The sequence below is a fragment of the Cupriavidus sp. 10L43_2 genome (assembly GCF_056395265.1).
This window is the reverse complement of record NZ_JBFTJE010000014.1, coordinates 104,296-121,917: the sequence shown is the minus strand read 5'-3', so window position 1 is coordinate 121,917 and position 17,622 is coordinate 104,296. Positions and strand designations below refer to the sequence as shown.

Sequence of the window (17,622 nt, the reverse complement as noted above, 5' to 3'; positions counted from 1 at the left end):
GAATCATCATGCGAATTCGTGGCATTGAAGCACTGGCCGGCGGCAGCGGCGCGCCGGTGAACGAGGCGTCCGCGCCGGCAGAAGGCATCGCCCCGCTCTCGCGGCGCAGCTTCCTGAAGCTGGGCGGGCTGGCTGGCGGCGGGCTGGCGATCGGCATCGGCGGGCTCAGCGCGGTTGCGCAGGCCCAGGAAGGCGCCCCCAAGGCGCCGTCCGCGCCGCAGGCGTTCCTGATCATCGGCCCGGACAACACCGTGACGGTGGCCGTGAACCGGCTCGAGTTCGGCCAGGGCGTGCACACGGCCCTGCCGATGGCGCTGGCCGAGGAACTGGATGTGGACTGGAAGAACGTGCGCGCGGTGCTGGCCCCGGCCGGCGACGCGTACAAGGACCCCGCCTTCGGCATCCAGATCACCGGGGGCTCCACGGCCCTGAACCACTCGTTCCAGCAGTATCGTGAGCTGGGCGCGCGCGCCCGGGCGATGCTGATCTCGGCGGSGGCCCAGCAGTGGAAGGTGGACCCGGCGAGCTGCAGCACGTCGCTGGGCGTGGTCACCTCCGGCAGCCATCGCGCGACGTATGGCGAGCTGGCCAACGCCGCCATGGGCCTGCCCGTGCCGGCGCAGGTCACGCTCAAGGACCCGGCGCAGTTCCGCATCGTCGGCAAGCCCACGCCGCGCCTGGATTCGGCGGCCAAGCTGCACGGCGACGCCGTGTTCGGCATCGACACCCGGCTCAAGGACATGGTCGTGGCCGTGGTGGCCCGCCCGCCGCGCTTTGGCGGCAAGGTCAAGACGTTCAACGCCGACCGCGCGCGCAAGATCAAGGGCGTGGTCGATGTGATGCTGGTGCCCGTGGACCGTGGCGGCACCGGCGTGGCCGTGGTAGCCGATGGCTACTGGCCCGCCAAGACCGCGCGCGAGGCGCTGGAGATCGTCTGGGAAGACACCGGCTCGACGGTGAGCACCGCCGCGCTGTTCGACCAGTACAGCAAGCTGGCCACGCAGCCGGGCACGGTGGCCAGGCCGCTGGACGGCATCGACGCCTCGCTCAAGGGCGCGGCGAAGGTCATCGACGCCGAATACCGCCTGCCGTACCTGGCCCACGCGCCGATGGAGCCGCTCAACTGCACCATGCAGGCCGAGGTTGCCGGCAACAAGGCCACGGCGGTGAAGGTGTGGGTGGGCTCGCAGTTCCAGACCGTCGACCAGGCCGCCATCGCCCGCACGCTGGGGCTGGCGCCGGAGAAGGTCACGCTGAACACGATGATGGCCGGCGGTGGTTTCGGCCGGCGCGCGGTGCCGACCTCGGACTATCTGGTGGAAGCCGCCAACGTGCTGCGCACGTGGGTCGGCAACGGCCACACCGAGCCGCTCAAGGTGATGTGGAGCCGCGAGGACGACATCAAGGGCGGCTACTACCGGCCGCTGCACGTGCACCGCGCGCGCATCGGCGTGGACGCCAAGGGCGCCGTGGTGGGCTGGCAGCACACCATCGTCGGCCAGTCGATCGTCAGCGGCACGCCGTTCGAGTCGATGATGGTCAAGAACGGCGTGGACGTGACGATGACCGAGGGCATCGTCGAGAACGACTACGACGTGCCGCTGCAACTGGCCGTGCATCATCCGAAGGTGGACGTGCCGGTGCTCTGGTGGCGCTCGGTGGGCAACACGCACACGGGCTTCGTCAAGGAAACGCTGGCCGACGAGATGGCTACCGCCGCCAGGCAGGACCCGGTGGCGTGGCGCCTGGCCCGGCTGGACCCGCAAAAGCACGCCCGGCACCGCGCCGCGCTGCAACTGGCGGTGGACAAGTCCGGCTACGGCAAGAAGAAGCTGCCGAAGGGGCATGCCTGGGGTGTGGCCGTGCATGAGTCGTTCGGCTCGGTGGTGGCCTATGTGGTGGACGTGTCGGTAGTCAAGGGTGAGCCGCGCGTGCACCGTGTGACCGCCGGCGTGCACGCGAACCGCGTGGTCAATCCGCTCTCGGCCGAGGCGCAGATCCAGGGCGGCTGCGTGTTCGGGCTGTCGATGACCCGGCCCGGGTTTGCCATCGAGATCGAGAACGGCGCGGTGAAGAACAGCAACTTCCCCGACTACCCGCCGCCCCGCATGCCGGACGCCCCGCAGGTGGACGTGTTCTTCGTCCCCTCGCAGGACAACCCGACCGGCCTCGGGGAACCGGGCGTGCCGGCCATCGCGCCGGCAGTGGCCAACGCGCTGTTCCGCCTCACTGGCAAGCGCCAGCGCCAGTTGCCGTTCGTGGTCTGAGGCACGCTGGCCGCGTCGGCCCGGCTGGTCCGGGCCGGCCGCATCGTCCAGGTTAGGCCCCGCAGTTAGGTCTATTTCGCCCCACTTCCCGTGCCAACGGGGGCGGGACGAATGCCGTCGAGGCTTGCGTTTGCCGCGTTACCGCGCTACAAACCACTGCATACACGACGACACGGGGTTGGACATGGCCACTCAGGAAAGCGCGCTGACGTTTGCGCTGCTCGCCGTGCCCGCGCGCGCGGCCATCTGCCGCGCCTTGCTCGAGGCCGGCGATGACGGCCTGCCGGCCGACCAGCTCGCCCAGCTTGCCGGGCTCACCCTCCATCGCGCGGCCCATCATTTCGGCGAGATGGTGCAGGCCGAGGTGCTCGTCCTCGTCATTCGCGACCGCCGGGTCGGCTATGTGCTCAAGGCGCGCCGCGAGGTGCGCGAGGCGCTGGGCTACCTCGACAGCAGCGGACTCGACTAAGCCCGGGGCCGGGCGGCCGCGATCCGGGCGATGTTGTCGCGCGCGGCTTGCTCGGCATCGGCAAAGGCGGGCGTCAGGAACAGCCGCTCGCGCTGCGCCAGCGTAGTGAGGAAGCCCACGCGGCGTGCCATGAAGGCCGCGTGCAGCGCCGCGCCGGCCAGCCCGGTGCGCCGGGCCAGCAGCGCGCGGTTCTCCTCGAACACGGCTTGCGTATAGGCGTCGAACGCCTCGGCGGGGGCCGCCAGCCGGTACAGGTCCAGATCGAGCACCGTGGCCGCGTCGGGCGCCGTCGGCGTGTGCGCGCGGGTGTCCAGCACGATCTGCATGGCCTGACGCAGCACGTCGGCATCCACATCCCCCACCATCGTTTCGATCAACGCCGCCGAGGCGGCCTCGTTGTGCTCGCAGCCGGGCACGTACACCGCGTCATGGAACAGCACCGCCAGCGCCTGCGCCGGGTTCAGCGCGAGGCCCCGGGCGTGCGCCACCTCGAACATCTCGAGCACATGGGTGCGGTCGTGGTAGCGGCGATAGGGCGCCTCATAGAGCGCCAGCGCCTGGAGCACGGTCTGGCGCGGCAGGAAGTCCAGGCAGGCCAGCGCGGCCGGCCAGTCCGGCGCGAAGCGGGGCATCTCGCCCGCGTCGGTCCGCACTGGCTCGGTGAAGACTTCCGCCGTGCGCACCCACAGGATCGAGCGGTCGCGCATGGACTCGTAGACCACCACGGGCGCCAGGTCGGCCTCGAAGCGGCCCAGGCCGGTCACACGGTAGGCGCCGCCCTTGTAGTGGCGGTAAGGCATGCCCGGCACAAGGTCCGGGTCGTTCGGCATCGGTATCGACTTCGGAATGGGATTCGCCAAGATATAGACTCCACGGTTGCGGCGGATCATAAGCCATAGGGTAAACCCTTGTGTAGGGAAACCCCGTATTCAGCCCCTGTCTTGAAAACGACAACCCTCGTCCCTATAATTAGCACTCCCCGGGGGTGAGTGCTAACAGAGCCCTTGCGGTACCCGAAAACCGTTGGCCGTCGCCTTCAGACGGCCATTTGTGAATCAAAACTCACTTTTTGTACCTAGGAGTCCGTATGAACCTGCGTCCTCTGCACGACCGTGTGATCGTGAAGCGTCTGGACAATGAAACCAAGACCGCATCCGGCATCGTGATTCCCGACAATGCTGCCGAGAAGCCCGATCAAGGCGAAGTCCTCGCCATCGGCCCCGGCAAGAAGGATGACAAGGGCAACAACATTGCCCTCGACGTCAAGGTGGGTGACCGCGTGCTGTTCGGCAAGTATGCCGGCCAAGGCGTGAAGGTGGATGGCCAGGAACTGCTGGTCATGCGCGAAGAAGACATCATGGCCGTGGTCAACAAGTAATCCACGCGTCACTCGTACAGATCAGGAGAAACAGAACATGGCAGCAAAAGACGTAGTGTTCGGCGACGCCGCCCGTGCCAAGATGGTCGAAGGCGTGAACATTCTCGCCAACGCAGTGAAGGTGACCCTGGGCCCGAAGGGTCGCAACGTGGTGCTGGAGCGCAGCTTCGGCGGCCCGACCGTGACCAAGGACGGCGTGTCCGTGGCCAAGGAAATCGAACTGAAGGACAAGCTCCAGAACATGGGCGCGCAGATGGTCAAGGAAGTGGCTTCCAAGACCAGCGACAACGCCGGTGACGGTACCACCACCGCTACCGTGCTGGCCCAGTCGATCGTCCGCGAAGGCATGAAGTTCGTTGCCGCCGGCATGAACCCGATGGACCTGAAGCGCGGCATCGACAAGGCTGTCGGCGCTGCCGTGGAAGAGCTGAAGAAGCTGTCCAAGCCCACCACCACCAGCAAGGAAATCGCCCAGGTTGGCGCGATCTCGGCCAACAGCGACGCCTCGATCGGCGAGCGCATTGCCGAAGCCATGGACAAGGTTGGCAAGGAAGGCGTGATCACCGTGGAAGACGGCAAGTCGCTGGCCGACGAGCTGGAAGTCGTGGAAGGCATGCAGTTCGACCGCGGCTACCTGTCGCCGTACTTCATCAACAACCCGGAAAAGCAGGTTGTTGCCCTGGACAGCCCGTTCGTCCTGCTGTTCGACAAGAAGGTGTCGAACATCCGTGACCTGCTGCCGGTGCTGGAGCAAGTGGCCAAGGCTGGCCGTCCGCTGCTGATCATCGCCGAAGACGTCGAGGGCGAAGCCCTGGCAACGCTGGTGGTGAACAACATCCGTGGCATCCTGAAGACCGCTGCCGTGAAGGCCCCGGGCTTCGGCGACCGCCGCAAGGCCATGCTGGAAGACATCGCCATCCTGACCGGCGGTACCGTGATCGCCGAGGAAATCGGCCTGACGCTGGAAAAGGCGACCCTGAACGACCTGGGCCAAGCCAAGCGCATCGAGATCGGCAAGGAAAACACGATCATCATCGACGGCGCCGGCGACGGCTCGGCCATCGAAGGCCGTGTGAAGCAGATCCGCGCCCAGATCGAAGAAGCCACTTCGGACTACGACCGTGAAAAGCTGCAAGAGCGCGTGGCCAAGCTGGCCGGCGGTGTTGCCGTGATCAAGGTTGGCGCTGCCACCGAAGTCGAAATGAAGGAAAAGAAGGCACGCGTGGAAGACGCGCTGCACGCCACCCGCGCTGCCGTGGAAGAAGGCATCGTCCCCGGCGGTGGTGTGGCCCTGCTGCGCGCCCGCGCTGCGATCTCGGGTCTGCAAGGCGAGAACGCCGACCAGAACGCCGGTATCAAGATCGTGCTGCGCGCCATGGAAGAACCGCTGCGCCAGATCGTGCTGAACGCTGGTGAAGAGGCTTCGGTCGTGGTGGCCAAGGTGATCGAAGGCAACGGTAACTACGGTTACAACGCTGCCTCGGGCGAGTACGGCGACCTGGTGCAAATGGGCGTGCTGGACCCGACCAAGGTGACCCGCACCGCGCTGCAAAACGCCGCTTCGGTTGCTTCGCTGATGCTGACCACGGACTGCGCCGTGGCTGAATCGCCGAAGGAAGAGTCGGCTCCGGCCATGCCGGGCGGCATGGGCGGCATGGGCGGCATGGACGGCATGATGTAAATCACGCCGGACCAGACGAGGCCTTCGGGTCTCGTCGACGTCTGACAAAAACCCCCGCGGGCGCAAGCTCGCGGGGGTTTTTGTTTGGGGGCGGAGGGGGCGGGGGTCTAGATCTCCACCACCCGCCCCCAATCAAACACCGGGTTCTCCGGGTTGCCCGTTCGTCTCGATATATACCCGCGCGGGTTGCAGACTACGCGGGACTGGTCGATCCAGTARTCGAAGCTGGTGTGGGTGTGGCCGTGGATCCAGAGGTCGGCYTGGGCCACGAGGTCGGGGCGGCGGGAGAGGAAGCCGGCGGAGACGATGTCGTGGGCGTAGCGGGGGTCCAGGCTGCCGAGGTCGGGGCCGTGGTGGGTGACGACCACGGTCTTGCCGTCGAAGGGTTCGGCCAGGGTGTCCGTCAGCCAGGCGGTGGCGGCGCGGTGGCGGGCCAGGGCGTCGGCGGGGGTGTAGGGGCGATGCTGGCCGGCCTCGTCGGTGGTTTCGATCAGCCGGTGGTCCACCACCACGCGGGCGCAGGCCTGCATGGCGTCGTCGATGCGGTCGGTGCCGTAGAGGCAGTAGTCGGTCCACCAGGTGGTGCCGATCACGCGCACCGGGCGGCCGTCGCCATCGGCGTACTCGGCCACGGCGCCGTTGAGCAGCGCCACGTTGGGCGCCGCCTCCGCCGCTTCGGCCATCAGGCGGTCCACGGTGTCGAAGTTGTTCTCGTAGTACTCATGGTTGCCGGGCACGTAGACCACCGGCACATCGAAGGTGCGGGCGGCCCAGTCGATGCCGTCGCGGCCGTTGGCGATGTCGCCGGCCAGGATCACGAGGTCCGCCGCGCACGCGGGGATCGCGTCGGTCTGGTTGTGCTCCAGGTGGATGTCGCTGAGGATGCGCAACTTCATGGGGGCTCCCGGACTCGCCATGTTGGTGTGCGATCGATTCTTCAAAAAAAAGACAGCCTGGTCAAGACCAGGCTGCAAAAGAGGAGCCAGGGGGGCCTCGGCGCTGCTCATGGGGGGCAGCGCGAGGGGCTGGCCGTGCCCGGAGGCCCGGCCGTGCCACTGGCTCCTTTCCTGGCTAGTGGGCCAGGCGCGGGGGGACGTAGCCGCCGTAGTACGGCCCGACGCCGCCGCCGCTGTTCGTGACCTTGAAGTTGGGGATGAAGTAGCCCTCGATGTACTTGCCGCTGCCGCCCACCGAGGCGGTGATATGGAACGCCGCGAATGCGGTGATCGGGCCGAGCGAGCCCGGGTTGAGCGACGAGGTGACCGGCAGCAGGTAGTCCTGGTTGACCCCCACATAGTTGTAGTTCGAGGTCTTGGTACCGTCCTGCATCCAGATCTTGTCGCCGATGGCCACCGGCGACGGGTTGCCGCTCTGGAGCAGGTCGCGCGTGGCGGTGGCGCTGTTGTCGGTGGACTTGAACGTAGTCCACTGGCCCGATTCGCACGGCCCGTAGTGGTAGGCGGACCCGATGCGGAACAGGTAGGGCTTCTTGGTCGCCGGATCGAGCTTGGGCTGGTTGGTGGCGCTGTCCCAGAAGTTGTTGTACAGGCACTGGCTCAGGGCCACCGGGAACAGCCCGCCGTTGCCGATGATGCCCGGCGCTGCGATCACCGCCACCGCGGTGGCGGTGGTGCTTGCCGCGGCGCCATCGAAGACCTGCGCCAGCAGGGTCGGCACGGGCCCGCCGTTGCTGCCCGCCCCCCGGCTGATGGTCACCTGCACTGCGGGCACGTCATTGGACGTCGGCGTGATGTCCTGCGGCTGGAGCCCGGCCGGCGTGCCGGTCAGGTTCCAGTAGCCGGCCTGCACCGTGCCGCTGGTCAGCGTGACGCCGGCGGCCTTGTTCAGGCTGATGGCGTTCGTGCCCTTGGTGACGCCCGCGGTCCAGGCGGGCTTGGGATTGGCCGGGAACAGCCCGGCCGCCCCGGCCAGCGCGGCGGCATCGGCGGCGTTCTGCAACTCGTTGCGTACGATGGCCAGATGGGCGACATCCACCGCCAGCGCGCCCACTGACAGCACCGAGATCAGCATGAACGGCATCATGATGCCGATGGCGCCGCGCTGGCGGTGCCGACGGGTCAGTCGGGCTGGCGGGTCCTGCCGCAGGGTTTCCTGGCGCATGGCACACCTCCTGTCTCTAGATTTGGGCTACTCGCATAGCATGGTGGTGAGCGCGTTGATCGTCAGCGGCCCGGTGAAGGGCCGGATCAGCGGGCCGAGCAGCAGGCCGTTGAACGTGTACGACACCTGCACGGTCAGCGCGGTCCCGGTCGACGCGCACGGCGAGACGGTCAGCGGGAAGGTGCAGGTGGCGGCGGCGCCATAGGTGACCAGCTTGTTGGTGCAGTAGTTGAGCGCCACCTGCTTGATCTGGGTGTTGGTCATCGCCGGGGACTTCAGCACCACGCCGGCGCGGGCCGCCTCGCGGCTGGCGTTGGTGACCACGGACTTGTCATAAAGCGCGGTGCCGAACTCGATCACGCCGAACACGATGAACAGCAGCAGCGGAAAGATCAGCGCGAATTCCACGGCGGCGGCGCCGGCGTGGCGCGGGCCGCCCGGCTGGCGGTGCCGGGGGGGAAGGGGGCGAGGGGGACGAAGGGCGGGTCGACGCATGGCGGGCTCCGGCGGGGTCAGTTGTTGGTCACGCTGCGCAGGGCGGTGACCACCTGGATGGCGGCCGGCCCGAGCAGCACCACAAACAGCGACGGGAAGATGCAGAAGATCAGCGGGAACAGGATCTTGGTGCCGATCTTGGCCGCGCGTTCCTCGGCCAGCGAGTGGCGCTTGGTGCGCAGCATGTCCGAATGCACGCGCAGCGAATCCGCCACGCTGGTGCCGAAGCGGTCCGCCTGGATCAGCATCGCCACCAGCATGCTCACATCCTCCACGCCGGTACGTGCCGACAGGTTGCGCAGCGCCTTGTCGCGCGGCAGGCCGGCGCGCAGCTCCAGCGTCAGCAATTCGTATTCCTCGGCCATGGCGGGGCGGGCGGTGCGCATCTCCGCCACCACGCGCAGGATCGCGGCATCCAGGCTCAGGCCGGCTTCCACGCAGACCATGATCAGGTCCAGGCTGTCCGGGAAGGCCTCGAAGATGTCGCGCTGGCGGCGGCCCACCTTCCAGCGCAGCGCGAAATTGGGCAGGTAGAAGCCCGCCACCGCCATCGCGAACAGTCCCGTCATGAATTCCTGCTGCCCCGCGGCTTCCACCTCGCCGACCAGCGCTACCCAGAGCGCCATCGGCAGGCCGAACGCGAGCACGGTCTTGATGCCGAAGTAGAGCGGAATCGCCTCGGCCGAGCGCCATCCGGCATGGATGAAGCGCGTGCGCAGCGCGGAGTTCTCCCAGCCCTCCTTCGGCAGCGAGAGCTGCGCCAGCGGCCGGGCCAGCCGCTCCATCCGGCGCATCCATTCGCGGCGGCCGTCGGGGATCGGCGCGCCGCCGGGCGCCTCGCGCTCGATCTGGCCGAGCCGGCGGGCCACGGGGTTCGGGCGCATCACGATCATCGCGACCCAGGCCGCGCCGAAGACGATGGCGAAGGTGACGCCCAACAGGAGGATCGTTGTGGTTGGCATGGTTGTCCGGGAATCTTCCCGCCTCGGTAATTGGGGTGCCTGAATGCCTGCCCTACACGTGGATCCGCACGATCTGGCGCATCCACAAGATGCCCACGCAGGTCATGGCGACGGCGTACCAGAGCATCTGGATGCCGGTCGGGTCGGTCCACAGCGTGGCCATCATCTCGGGATTGATCTGGAACACGATGCCGCCGACCACCACCGGCAGCAGCGTCAGGATCCAGCCGCCGAGCCGGCCTTCGGCCGACAGCACGCGCACCTTGTCCAGCAGTTGCAGCCGCTTGCGGATCAGGCTGGCCACGTTGTCGAGGATCTCGGCCAGGTTGCCGCCGGACTCGCGCTGGATCAGCACCGCGACGACCAGGTAGCGCAGGTCCTCGATCGGCACCCGGTCGGTCAGGCCGGCCAGCGCGTCGTGCAGTGGAATGCCGTAGTTGATCTCGCCGAACACCAGGCCCAGTTCCGTGCCGATGGGCGCCGGCAGCTCGTTGCCGGCCATGTCCAGCGCGCTGGGCAGCGAGTGGCCGGCGCGCAGCGCGCGGCTGATCAGGTCGGCGGCCTCGGGCAACTGCGCTTCCAGCGTCGCGAGCCGCTTGCCCCGCTTGTGCAGCACGAACAGCAGCGGCAGCGTGCTGGCCGCGCCGGCCATCAGCAGCACGGCATACCACGGCGCGTTCAGCGTCGTCAGCACCATGCCGGCGAGGCTGGGCGCGGCCAGCGTGAGGGCCAGGAAGCGTCCCACGGACATATTCATGCCCGATTGCAGCATGAGGTGATCCAGCGCCTGCATGCGCGGCAGGCGCCGCAGCAGCCGGGCCAGGGCCGGCGACTGGCTCATCACGCGCTGCTTGAGGATGCCGGCGTCCTGCCCGTGGCCGGCGCTGTTGAGCAGCGCCGCCTCCACGCGATGGCTGAAGCGCCGCGCGTGCTGGCTGTGATAGGTGTTCCACCACAGGTAGGCGCCGACCCCGCCCAGCACGATGGCCAGGAACACCGACAGCGCGAAGGCGATCATCATCGGATTCATGGCGCGCTCCTAGACTTCGTGCTGCACGGCGGGGTCGAACAGCGACTCCGGCAGATGGATGCCGAAGGCCTGGAGCCGCTCGCAGAACTTTGGCCGCACGCCCGTGGCGCAGAAGTGCCCGCGGATGCGGCCGTCGCGCTCCACTCCCTGGCGGCGGAAGGTGAAGATCTCCTGCATGTTGACGACCTCGCCCTCCATGCCGGTGATCTCCTGCACGCTGACGAGCTTGCGGCGCCCGTCGGTGAGGCGCGAGACCTGCACCACCACCGACAGCGCCGAGGTGACCTGCTGGCGCATGGTGCGCGTGGGCAGCGCCAGGCCGGCCATGCTGATCATGTTCTCGAGCCGCGTCAGTGCATCGCGCGGCGTGTTGGCGTGGATGGTGGCCAGCGAGCCCTCGTGGCCGGTGTTCATCGCGTGGAGCATGTCCAGCGCCTCGGCGCCGCGCACTTCGCCCAGGATGATCCGGTCCGGCCGCATCCGCAGCGCGTTCTTGACCAGCGCACGCTGGGTGATCTCGCCCCGGCCCTCGATATTGGCCGGACGCGTCTCCAGGCGCAGCACATGCTGCTGGCGCAGCTGCAGTTCCGCCGCGTCCTCGATCGTCACGACGCGCTCGTCGGCCGGAATGAAGCCCGAGAGGATGTTCAGCAGCGTGGTCTTGCCGCTGCCGGTGCCGCCCGAGATCAGGATGTTGAGCTTGGCGCGCACCATGGCGTCGAGCAGCTGGGCCATCTCGTCGGTCAGCGTGCTCAGGCCGATCAGGTCCTTGATCTGCAACGGGTTCACAGAGAACCGGCGAATCGAGAGCAGGGGGCCGTCGATGGCCGAGGGCGGGATGATGGCGTTGATGCGCGAGCCGTCCGGCAGGCGCGCGTCGACCATCGGGCTCGATTCGTCGATGCGGCGACCCATGCGCGACACCATCTTGTCGATCACGCGCAGCAGGTGGGCGTCGTCGAGGAAGGTCACGTCGGTCAGCTCGAGCTTGCCGCGCCGCTCCACGTAGACGTGGCGCGCGGTGTTGACGAGGATGTCGGAGATGGTGGGGTCGGCCAGCAGCGGCTCAAGCGGCCCGTAGCCGAGCATCTCGTCCTGGACGTCCGAGACCAGGCGGCGCCGCTCCGACTCGTTCACCGGATGGTTGCCTTCCTCGATGATCCGCTCCACCAGCTGCGCCAGCTCGCGCCGGACCTGTTCGGGCGGCATGTGCTGGAGGCGGCTGAGTTCCACACGATCGACCAATGTCTGGTGGATCTCCAGTGCCAGTTGCTGGTAGGCGGGCGTCACCGCGCCCGAGCCGGCCGTGCCGCTGGGGGCGTGGCTACTGCCGTTGACACCATGGACGGCGGCGCCGTTGGCGCGCGCCACGCGCTCGGGCAGGGCTTGGCCGGCCTGGCGGAAGAGTTGTTCTCGCAGTGACATCTCGGACTCCTGGTGTCGCCGTGGCGGTGCCGGTCAGGCGCGCGCCGGGGCATGGACCTGATTGTTCTGGCCGAACAGCTTGCGCAACAGGTTGTCGCGGCGCGGCTGGGTGTCGGGGTAGAGCTGCCGGGCCATGTCGGCCAGCGCGCGGGCGATGGCGCTGTTCGGTGCCAGTTGCGTCACCGGCACGCCCTGCTCGCTCGCGTCCCGGACCGGGCTGGCATCGTGCGGCAGCACATGGCTCACGCGCACGCCGAAGGCGTCTTCCAGCGTGCGCTGGGCGATGCTGGCGTGCCGGTCGTCGCCGTTGAGCACCAGGCGCACGCGGTCGGTGTGGTAGCTCAGCGACTGGCAGAGGTCGAACAACCGGCGGCCCGCACGCAGGTGGGCCAGGCTGCGGCGCATCACCGCGTAGATCAGGTTGCTGTGGTCCAGCACCACGAGGGTGGCGGGGTTGATGTCCTGGCCGATGTCGAAGACCACCGCGTCGTACTGCTGGCGCGCCACGGCCATGATGCGTTCCAGGTGCGCGGCCTTGATCTCGCCTGCCTTGATCGGGTCGCCGGCGGCGGGCACCACGTCGAAGCCGGGGCAGACGTGGGTCACGCAGGCTTCCAGCAGCGCGGCGTCGAGCCGGTCCACCTGGCGGCAGACGTCGGACAGCGTGGCGGGCGGGGTCTGGTCGGTCATCAGGAAGGCGGCGTCGCCGTACTGCTGGCTCAGGTCCACCAGCAGCACGCGCTTCTTGTGCCGGGTAGCCACCACGTGGGCGAAGTTGGCCGCCACGAAGGTGGTGCCGCTGCCGCCCTTGCAGGCCGCGAACGCCAGCACCTGGCCTTCGGCCCGACCGTTGCTGAGCGCGTGGCTGGTGCAGCGCTGGAGCTCGTCGCGGAACTCCTGGGCCTCGGGTGGCCACGGCAGCACGCCCTGCACGCCTGCGCGCATGGCTCGCATCAACAGGTCGGCGGACGGGTGCGCCGTCAACAGCATGCACAGTGTTTCCGGATGCTCGGTGGTGATGCGGCGCAGCTGGACGATGTCGTCCGCGCCGACCTCGGGCGCGTCCACGATCAGCAGGTCGGTGCCGAGCGTGAGCGCGGGGTCGGCCAGCGCGGCGGCCGGCGTGGCCCGCACACGCTGTACCACGTGGTTGGCGCTCTGGGCGATCAGGCCCGCCACGTAGTGCAGGTGCGCATCGTCGGCGGATACAACGGCGATCTTTGCCATGGCTTCTCTCCTGGAGACAGCGTGCGGCGGCCGCGTGGCCTACCGTCCCATATTGTTGAGACCGCCGGAGGCGCCCACGCCGATCGTGAAGGCGTTGGCGTCGGACTGCGGCGTGCGGAACTGGGTGCCGTAGCGGTCCATCGCCGCCGTGGCGGCGCGGCCGTCGATGCCCGTCACGGGGTCGGTGTTGTTCGAGGCATCGGGGTTCAGGATCTGCATCGCCCGCAGCGTGCGCACCGAATCGCCGAATTGCTTGTCATACATCGGCGTGGTGGCCATGCAGCCCGAGAGACCCGCGACGGTGCCGAGCAGGGCGGCGAGCGCGGCGGGGCGGAGGAAGTTGGTCGTCATGATGTGCTCCTGGTTCGGGTCTGCGCTTATTCGCCGGCGGCGCCTGCGGCGGTGGGGGCGGGCACGCTGGTGGTGGGCGCGGCGGAAGGGGCCGTCATCGGGGCCGCAGCAGGGGCCGCAGCCGGGGCGGGCATCGCGGCCGGGGCCGGGCGGGCGGGGTGGCCTTCCATGTTGCCGTTCAGGTAGACCTCGCCCGGGGTGGTCGGCCCGAAGGTGTCGGTCGGCAGCGGGTAGTTGGCCGGCAGCGGCTTCACCAGGCGCGGCGTGACCACGAACACCAGCTCGGTGCGGTCCTGCTGGAAGTTGGTGCTGCGCATCAGCGTGCCCACCACCGGCAGTTCACCCACGCCCGGCAGCGCCTTGAGGCTGCCCGTGATGTTGTTCTTGATCAGTCCGCCGATGGCGAAGCTCTGACCGTCGTAGACCTGCAGCGTGGTGGAGGCCCGCCGCGTGTTGATCAGCGGCAGGATCGACGTGCCCGACACGTTCGGCGCGGTCAGCGCTACCCCGGTCGGCGAGAGTTCGGACACTTCGGGCGCCACCTTGAGGTTGATGCGGCCGTTCTCCATCACCGTCGGCGTGAACTTCAGCCCGACACCGAAGGTTTCCTCCTGCAGGATGATGGTGGTGCCCGTGCCGCCAAAGCTCTGCGGCACCGGGATGAACACCTTGCCGCCGGCCAGGAAGCTCGCCTCCTGCCCGCTGATCGCCATCAGGTTCGGCTCGGCCAGGATCTTGACCAGCCCGTCACCCTTCTGCGCATCGAGCGCGAACTTGAGCGGCAGGTTGTTGGCCTTGCTGAAGGAGAGCAGGTCCGGGGCCCCGGAGAGGAAGTTGGCCAGCAGCCCGAAGCTCCAGCTGCCGAACGCGGCGTTCAGGTTCGCGGCGGAGCCCATCTGGTCGATCAGGCTCTTGGAGACCTCGGCCACCTTCACTTCGAGCATGACCTGCTGGGGCGCTTCCACCACCAGCATGTTGATGATGCGCGGGCTGCGCATCGGCATGCCGGTGTTGGCGGGATTGTTGGACATGGTCCCGTTCTGCTGCTGGCCCTGGGCCGCGCCCTGCGGATTCTGCGCCGGGCCGCGCGTCTGGCGCATGACGAAGGCGTTGGCGATGTCCAGCACTTTCTGCGCCTGCACCGAGTCCAGAACCGTGCCGCTCAGCACGAGGCTGTCTGCGGCGGACGAGACCCGCACGCGGCGTGCGTCGGGCATCAGGTCGCGCAGCGTGGCCTGCAGCCCGCCGGGATCGGCGCCGACCACCAGGTCGATCACGCTGCACGAGCCGCTGCGGCCCTGCACGATCATATTGGTGGTGCCCACTTCCTGGCCCAGCACGTAGAGCGTCTGCGGGGAGACCAGCATGGCCTGCGCCACGTTGGGGTTGCCGAGGGAGCGGGCCTTGACCGCCTCCGGCATCTCGATCATCGTCGATTTGCCGACCGGCACCTGTACCTCGCGCCGTTCGCGCATGGCGCCGACGCAGTTCGGTCCGCGTGCCGGCGCGGCGTCGCGGGGCGCGGCCGCCTCGGCGGCGACCCCGCCCTGGACGTTGCCCTGCATATTGCCAACCGCCGCGAGGCGAACCGGCCGGGTGGGGCCGGCGGCGTTGGCCGTGGCCATCGCCGCCTCCATGCCAGCCTGCCCCCGGGCAGGCGTACCCCAAAGCATGCCCAGAGCCGTCAACGCGAGCACGGTGGCCTGCAGTTGCGGTGCGATACGGCGCGCTGCGCCTTGATGCGTGGTGATGCGATCCATGATGTTCCCCCGGTGGGTTCGCGCAGTCATTGCGGGCAGTTACCGCGTGGGCCTGCCTTTCTCAGACGCGTGAGCCGTGGTTCAAAAGCATTCCTGATTGCGCTGGTTGCCGCTGATGACGCCGATGCAGGTGCCGGAGAAGGCTTTCTCCGCCACGTGCCGCACCACCTGTACTGTCCTGGTCACGGGGGCGGCCGCCGCGATCACGGGTTCCTTGAGGAGGGAATTCTTGGTGGCGCCGGCGGTCTCGGCCGGGCGCGGGTCCATCTGGTTGCGCAGCACCAGCGAGAGCGAGCCCACGCTGCGTGCCAGGTCGAGTTTCTCGGCCTCGTCGGGCGACACTTCCAGCGTGACCGCGTTGACCACCTTCGGCTTGGTCTCGTCGCGGTTCACCTCCTGGGCCACGGCCAGCACCAGGATCTTCTCGAGCACGATCTTCGAGATCGACTGGTCGGTGCGTTCGGCGCTGGCCTTGCTGTCCTGCTTGTCTTTCTGGGTGTTGACGATGATGTCGACGAAGCTGCCGGGCAGGGCGAAGCCGGCCACGCCGACCACGTCGTTCACGCGCACGGTGATGGCGCGCTTGCCGTCGGCGATGACCGCCGAGAGGCCGCCCTTGGTGCCCATCGGCGTCAGCTTGGACTCCCGCACCGGCTCGCCGCGCGAGAGGCTGGCCTTGGTGACGCGGCCGGCGAGCGAGGTGGCGTCCTGGACCACGCCGGGCGGCAGGCTGGCCGCGGGCCAGTCCACCAGCTTCACGGCCTCGGGGGTGATCTGCTGGCCCAGGCTGATGTCGGCGGCGGCCACGGCCACCTTGGTGATGCCGTTGCTGCCTTGCTGCAGCAGCCAGCGGGACGCGAGCATGACGGCGCTGAGCCCCGCGATGGTGGCGATCAGCAGCATGAACAGGATGCGCAGGTTCTTCATTTTCGGCTCCCTTGCTCAGAAGAAGATGGTGCGATGTGCCAGGGTGCGCGGGCACGTGGCGGGAATGGCGGGGCGCCCGGCGTGCCTGGTGGCGCGTTGGCGTCCGGTCCGGCGGGCCGGGTCCTGGCCGCTGGCGGCTGTCATGTGGTGGTCTGGGCGCGACCCGGAGCCGTGGCGGTGTGCCGAGGCGCAGGGCCTGGCGTCTCTGTGTGGCGCATGCATGCGGCTGCTGTGGTGCATGGCGATTCCCCCGTTCCTGGTCCCTGTTGTCACAGCATCGGGACCTTCTCGTTAGTGGCGCGCAAGCCGGAGGCGCGCCGTCTCCGTGTTGTTCAGAACAGCTCCCACTTCACCAGCAGCGTGGCCGTGGCGATGGCCACGCCGTACGGCAGCCGGACGGGCTTGCGTGCGGCGATCCGGCGTGCCGCGGCGATGCGGCGCAGCAGCAGGGCGGCGATGGCCAGCGCACCGCCGGCCAGGAAGCCGACCACGGCCACATGCGCGGCGCCCGCCACGCCCATAAAGGCCCCCACGGCCCCCATCAGCTTCACGTCGCCGGCGCCCATGCCGCCCATCAGGTAGACCGCGAGCAGCATGACCGCGCCGGTGGCGGCCCCGCCGACCCAGACCACGGCGCCGTCCGCCGGGCCGTGGGTGGCAACCTGCGCCACCAGGGCCAGCGTCAGTCCGGCGGCCACGAGCCAGTTCGGGATGCGGCGCGAGCGGGCATCGCTCACGGCAGCGACGATCACCATGGCGACGAGGCTCAGATTGGCGGCTGCGGCAACGGAGAACATGGCGGCCTTCCCGTGGATCGGTGCGATCGATGCGATCGGCATGTCAGGAATCTGGCCGGACCGGGGCCCATGGCGCGGAGCCCGGTCCGGGGGTGCCGGAAGTCGTTCAGGCCGCGGCGAGCGCGGTGGCGATCGAATTCCAGATGGTGCCGACGGCGGTCTTCACGGTGGTGCCATAGGTCACCATCACGAGGGCCACGAAGGCCAGCAGCAGGGCGTACTCCACACCGGCTGCGCCGTCTTCTTCACGAACGAAACGCTTGATGCCATCGAACATGGTGGACATGTCTTTCTCCTTCACTTCACGGTTGGTGGGGAAAAAAGCGCCCGCTGGAGATCGGGCACAAGGTTTCGGCCGAACTTCCGACCGAGGCCAAACCGAAAGAGCCGCACTGTCGTGACATCTTTCCGATTCCACCTGGCTCAGGCTCGCGCACGCCCGGCAAGGCCGGTCTAGCGCTTGTCACCCGATGCATGGCCACTCCCTGCGGCATGCATCCTGGGCGGGTGCCGCGTACCGGTCCGAACCTCTCCAGGGACCGAAACGCGCCTGAAAGTGCTGCAAGACTGCGAGGCTTCGCGGCGTGCCGCTGGGCCGGACCGACCATGCAGCTGGCCGGTCGCTTTTTCCTCCCTGGGCGCTGACTCGCGTCACCGCCTTCCCCGTTCCCACTTGTTCTCTGGATCCGCCTGGCGCCTGTCTTTGCAGGTTGGCCTGGCATTCCGTGGTTG

17 protein-coding genes are annotated in these 17,622 nt (G+C 68.4%); 4 read left to right on the top strand and 13 right to left on the bottom strand.

Annotated elements, in window-relative coordinates:
• Window positions 1-8: 8 nt before the first annotated feature.
• Both AC1DEL_RS19430 and AC1DEL_RS19425 read left to right on the top strand, forming a co-directional pair.
• Complete coding sequence (locus tag AC1DEL_RS19430; protein ID WP_477159154.1) at window positions 9-2,267, top strand: xanthine dehydrogenase family protein molybdopterin-binding subunit; 2,259 nt, start codon at window positions 9-11, stop codon at window positions 2,265-2,267.
• Between the two features lie 184 nt (window positions 2,268-2,451).
• Complete coding sequence (locus AC1DEL_RS19425; RefSeq protein WP_477126137.1) at window positions 2,452-2,736, top strand: winged helix-turn-helix domain-containing protein; 285 nt, start codon at window positions 2,452-2,454, stop codon at window positions 2,734-2,736.
• Here the strand turns inward: AC1DEL_RS19425 and AC1DEL_RS19420 are convergent.
• The gene (locus AC1DEL_RS19420) at window positions 2,733-3,566 is read right to left on the bottom strand and encodes a DUF1653 domain-containing protein (RefSeq protein WP_477126147.1); all 834 of its coding nucleotides are present in this window, start codon (window positions 3,564-3,566) and stop codon (window positions 2,733-2,735) included. The genes AC1DEL_RS19425 and AC1DEL_RS19420 overlap by 4 nt on opposite strands.
• Window positions 3,567-3,823: 257 nt before the next feature.
• Here AC1DEL_RS19420 and groES point away from each other — a divergent pair, with 257 nt between their 5' ends.
• Complete coding sequence (gene groES / locus AC1DEL_RS19415; RefSeq protein ID WP_008644494.1) at window positions 3,824-4,114, top strand: co-chaperone GroES; 291 nt, start codon at window positions 3,824-3,826, stop codon at window positions 4,112-4,114.
• Window positions 4,115-4,151: 37 nt separating this feature from the next.
• Entirely contained in the window at window positions 4,152-5,795 is a 1,644-nt protein-coding gene (gene groL, locus AC1DEL_RS19410) for a chaperonin GroEL (protein ID WP_092298252.1), read from the top strand.
• A gap of 107 nt (window positions 5,796-5,902) precedes the next feature.
• Here groL and AC1DEL_RS19405 read toward each other — a convergent pair whose 3' ends face one another.
• The 12 genes from AC1DEL_RS19405 to AC1DEL_RS19350 form a co-directional block, all read right to left on the bottom strand.
• Window positions 5,903-6,691, bottom strand: a complete 789-nt coding sequence (locus AC1DEL_RS19405; protein WP_092298255.1) for a metallophosphoesterase — start codon at window positions 6,689-6,691, stop codon at window positions 5,903-5,905.
• Window positions 6,692-6,866: 175 nt separating this feature from the next.
• Window positions 6,867-7,916: a TadG family pilus assembly protein gene (locus AC1DEL_RS19400; RefSeq protein ID WP_255370924.1), complete on the bottom strand. Its 1,050-nt coding sequence runs from the start codon at window positions 7,914-7,916 to the stop codon at window positions 6,867-6,869.
• 27 nt (window positions 7,917-7,943) lie between these two features.
• Window positions 7,944-8,411, bottom strand: coding sequence for a TadE family protein (locus AC1DEL_RS19395; protein ID WP_092298258.1), 468 nt, complete (start codon window positions 8,409-8,411; stop codon window positions 7,944-7,946).
• Window positions 8,412-8,428: 17 nt separating this feature from the next.
• Window positions 8,429-9,373 (bottom strand): type II secretion system F family protein, encoded by a 945-nt coding sequence (locus tag AC1DEL_RS19390; RefSeq protein WP_477126136.1) that lies wholly within the window; start codon window positions 9,371-9,373, stop codon window positions 8,429-8,431.
• Between the two features lie 52 nt (window positions 9,374-9,425).
• Window positions 9,426-10,403 (bottom strand): type II secretion system F family protein, encoded by a 978-nt coding sequence (locus AC1DEL_RS19385; protein ID WP_477126135.1) that lies wholly within the window; start codon window positions 10,401-10,403, stop codon window positions 9,426-9,428.
• 9 nt (window positions 10,404-10,412) lie between these two features.
• Window positions 10,413-11,828, bottom strand: a complete 1,416-nt coding sequence (locus AC1DEL_RS19380) for a CpaF family protein (RefSeq protein ID WP_477126134.1) — start codon at window positions 11,826-11,828, stop codon at window positions 10,413-10,415.
• A 33-nt stretch (window positions 11,829-11,861) separates the two neighbouring features.
• Window positions 11,862-13,055 carry a CpaE/TadZ family protein gene (locus AC1DEL_RS19375; protein WP_441591857.1) on the bottom strand — a complete coding sequence of 398 codons (1,194 nt, stop codon included), beginning with the start codon at window positions 13,053-13,055 and terminating at the stop codon, window positions 11,862-11,864.
• A gap of 39 nt (window positions 13,056-13,094) precedes the next feature.
• The gene (locus AC1DEL_RS19370; protein WP_092298273.1) at window positions 13,095-13,406 is read right to left on the bottom strand and encodes a hypothetical protein; all 312 of its coding nucleotides are present in this window, start codon (window positions 13,404-13,406) and stop codon (window positions 13,095-13,097) included.
• Between the two features lie 26 nt (window positions 13,407-13,432).
• The gene (locus AC1DEL_RS19365; protein WP_092298276.1) at window positions 13,433-15,166 is read right to left on the bottom strand and encodes a type II and III secretion system protein family protein; all 1,734 of its coding nucleotides are present in this window, start codon (window positions 15,164-15,166) and stop codon (window positions 13,433-13,435) included.
• A gap of 81 nt (window positions 15,167-15,247) precedes the next feature.
• Window positions 15,248-16,093 (bottom strand): Flp pilus assembly protein CpaB, encoded by an 846-nt coding sequence (cpaB, locus tag AC1DEL_RS19360; RefSeq protein WP_477126133.1) that lies wholly within the window; start codon window positions 16,091-16,093, stop codon window positions 15,248-15,250.
• Window positions 16,094-16,425: 332 nt separating this feature from the next.
• The gene (locus tag AC1DEL_RS19355) at window positions 16,426-16,932 is read right to left on the bottom strand and encodes an A24 family peptidase (RefSeq protein WP_441591861.1); all 507 of its coding nucleotides are present in this window, start codon (window positions 16,930-16,932) and stop codon (window positions 16,426-16,428) included.
• 64 nt (window positions 16,933-16,996) lie between these two features.
• Window positions 16,997-17,176: a Flp family type IVb pilin gene (locus AC1DEL_RS19350; RefSeq protein WP_369823509.1), complete on the bottom strand. Its 180-nt coding sequence runs from the start codon at window positions 17,174-17,176 to the stop codon at window positions 16,997-16,999.
• Window positions 17,177-17,622 lie beyond the last annotated feature (446 nt).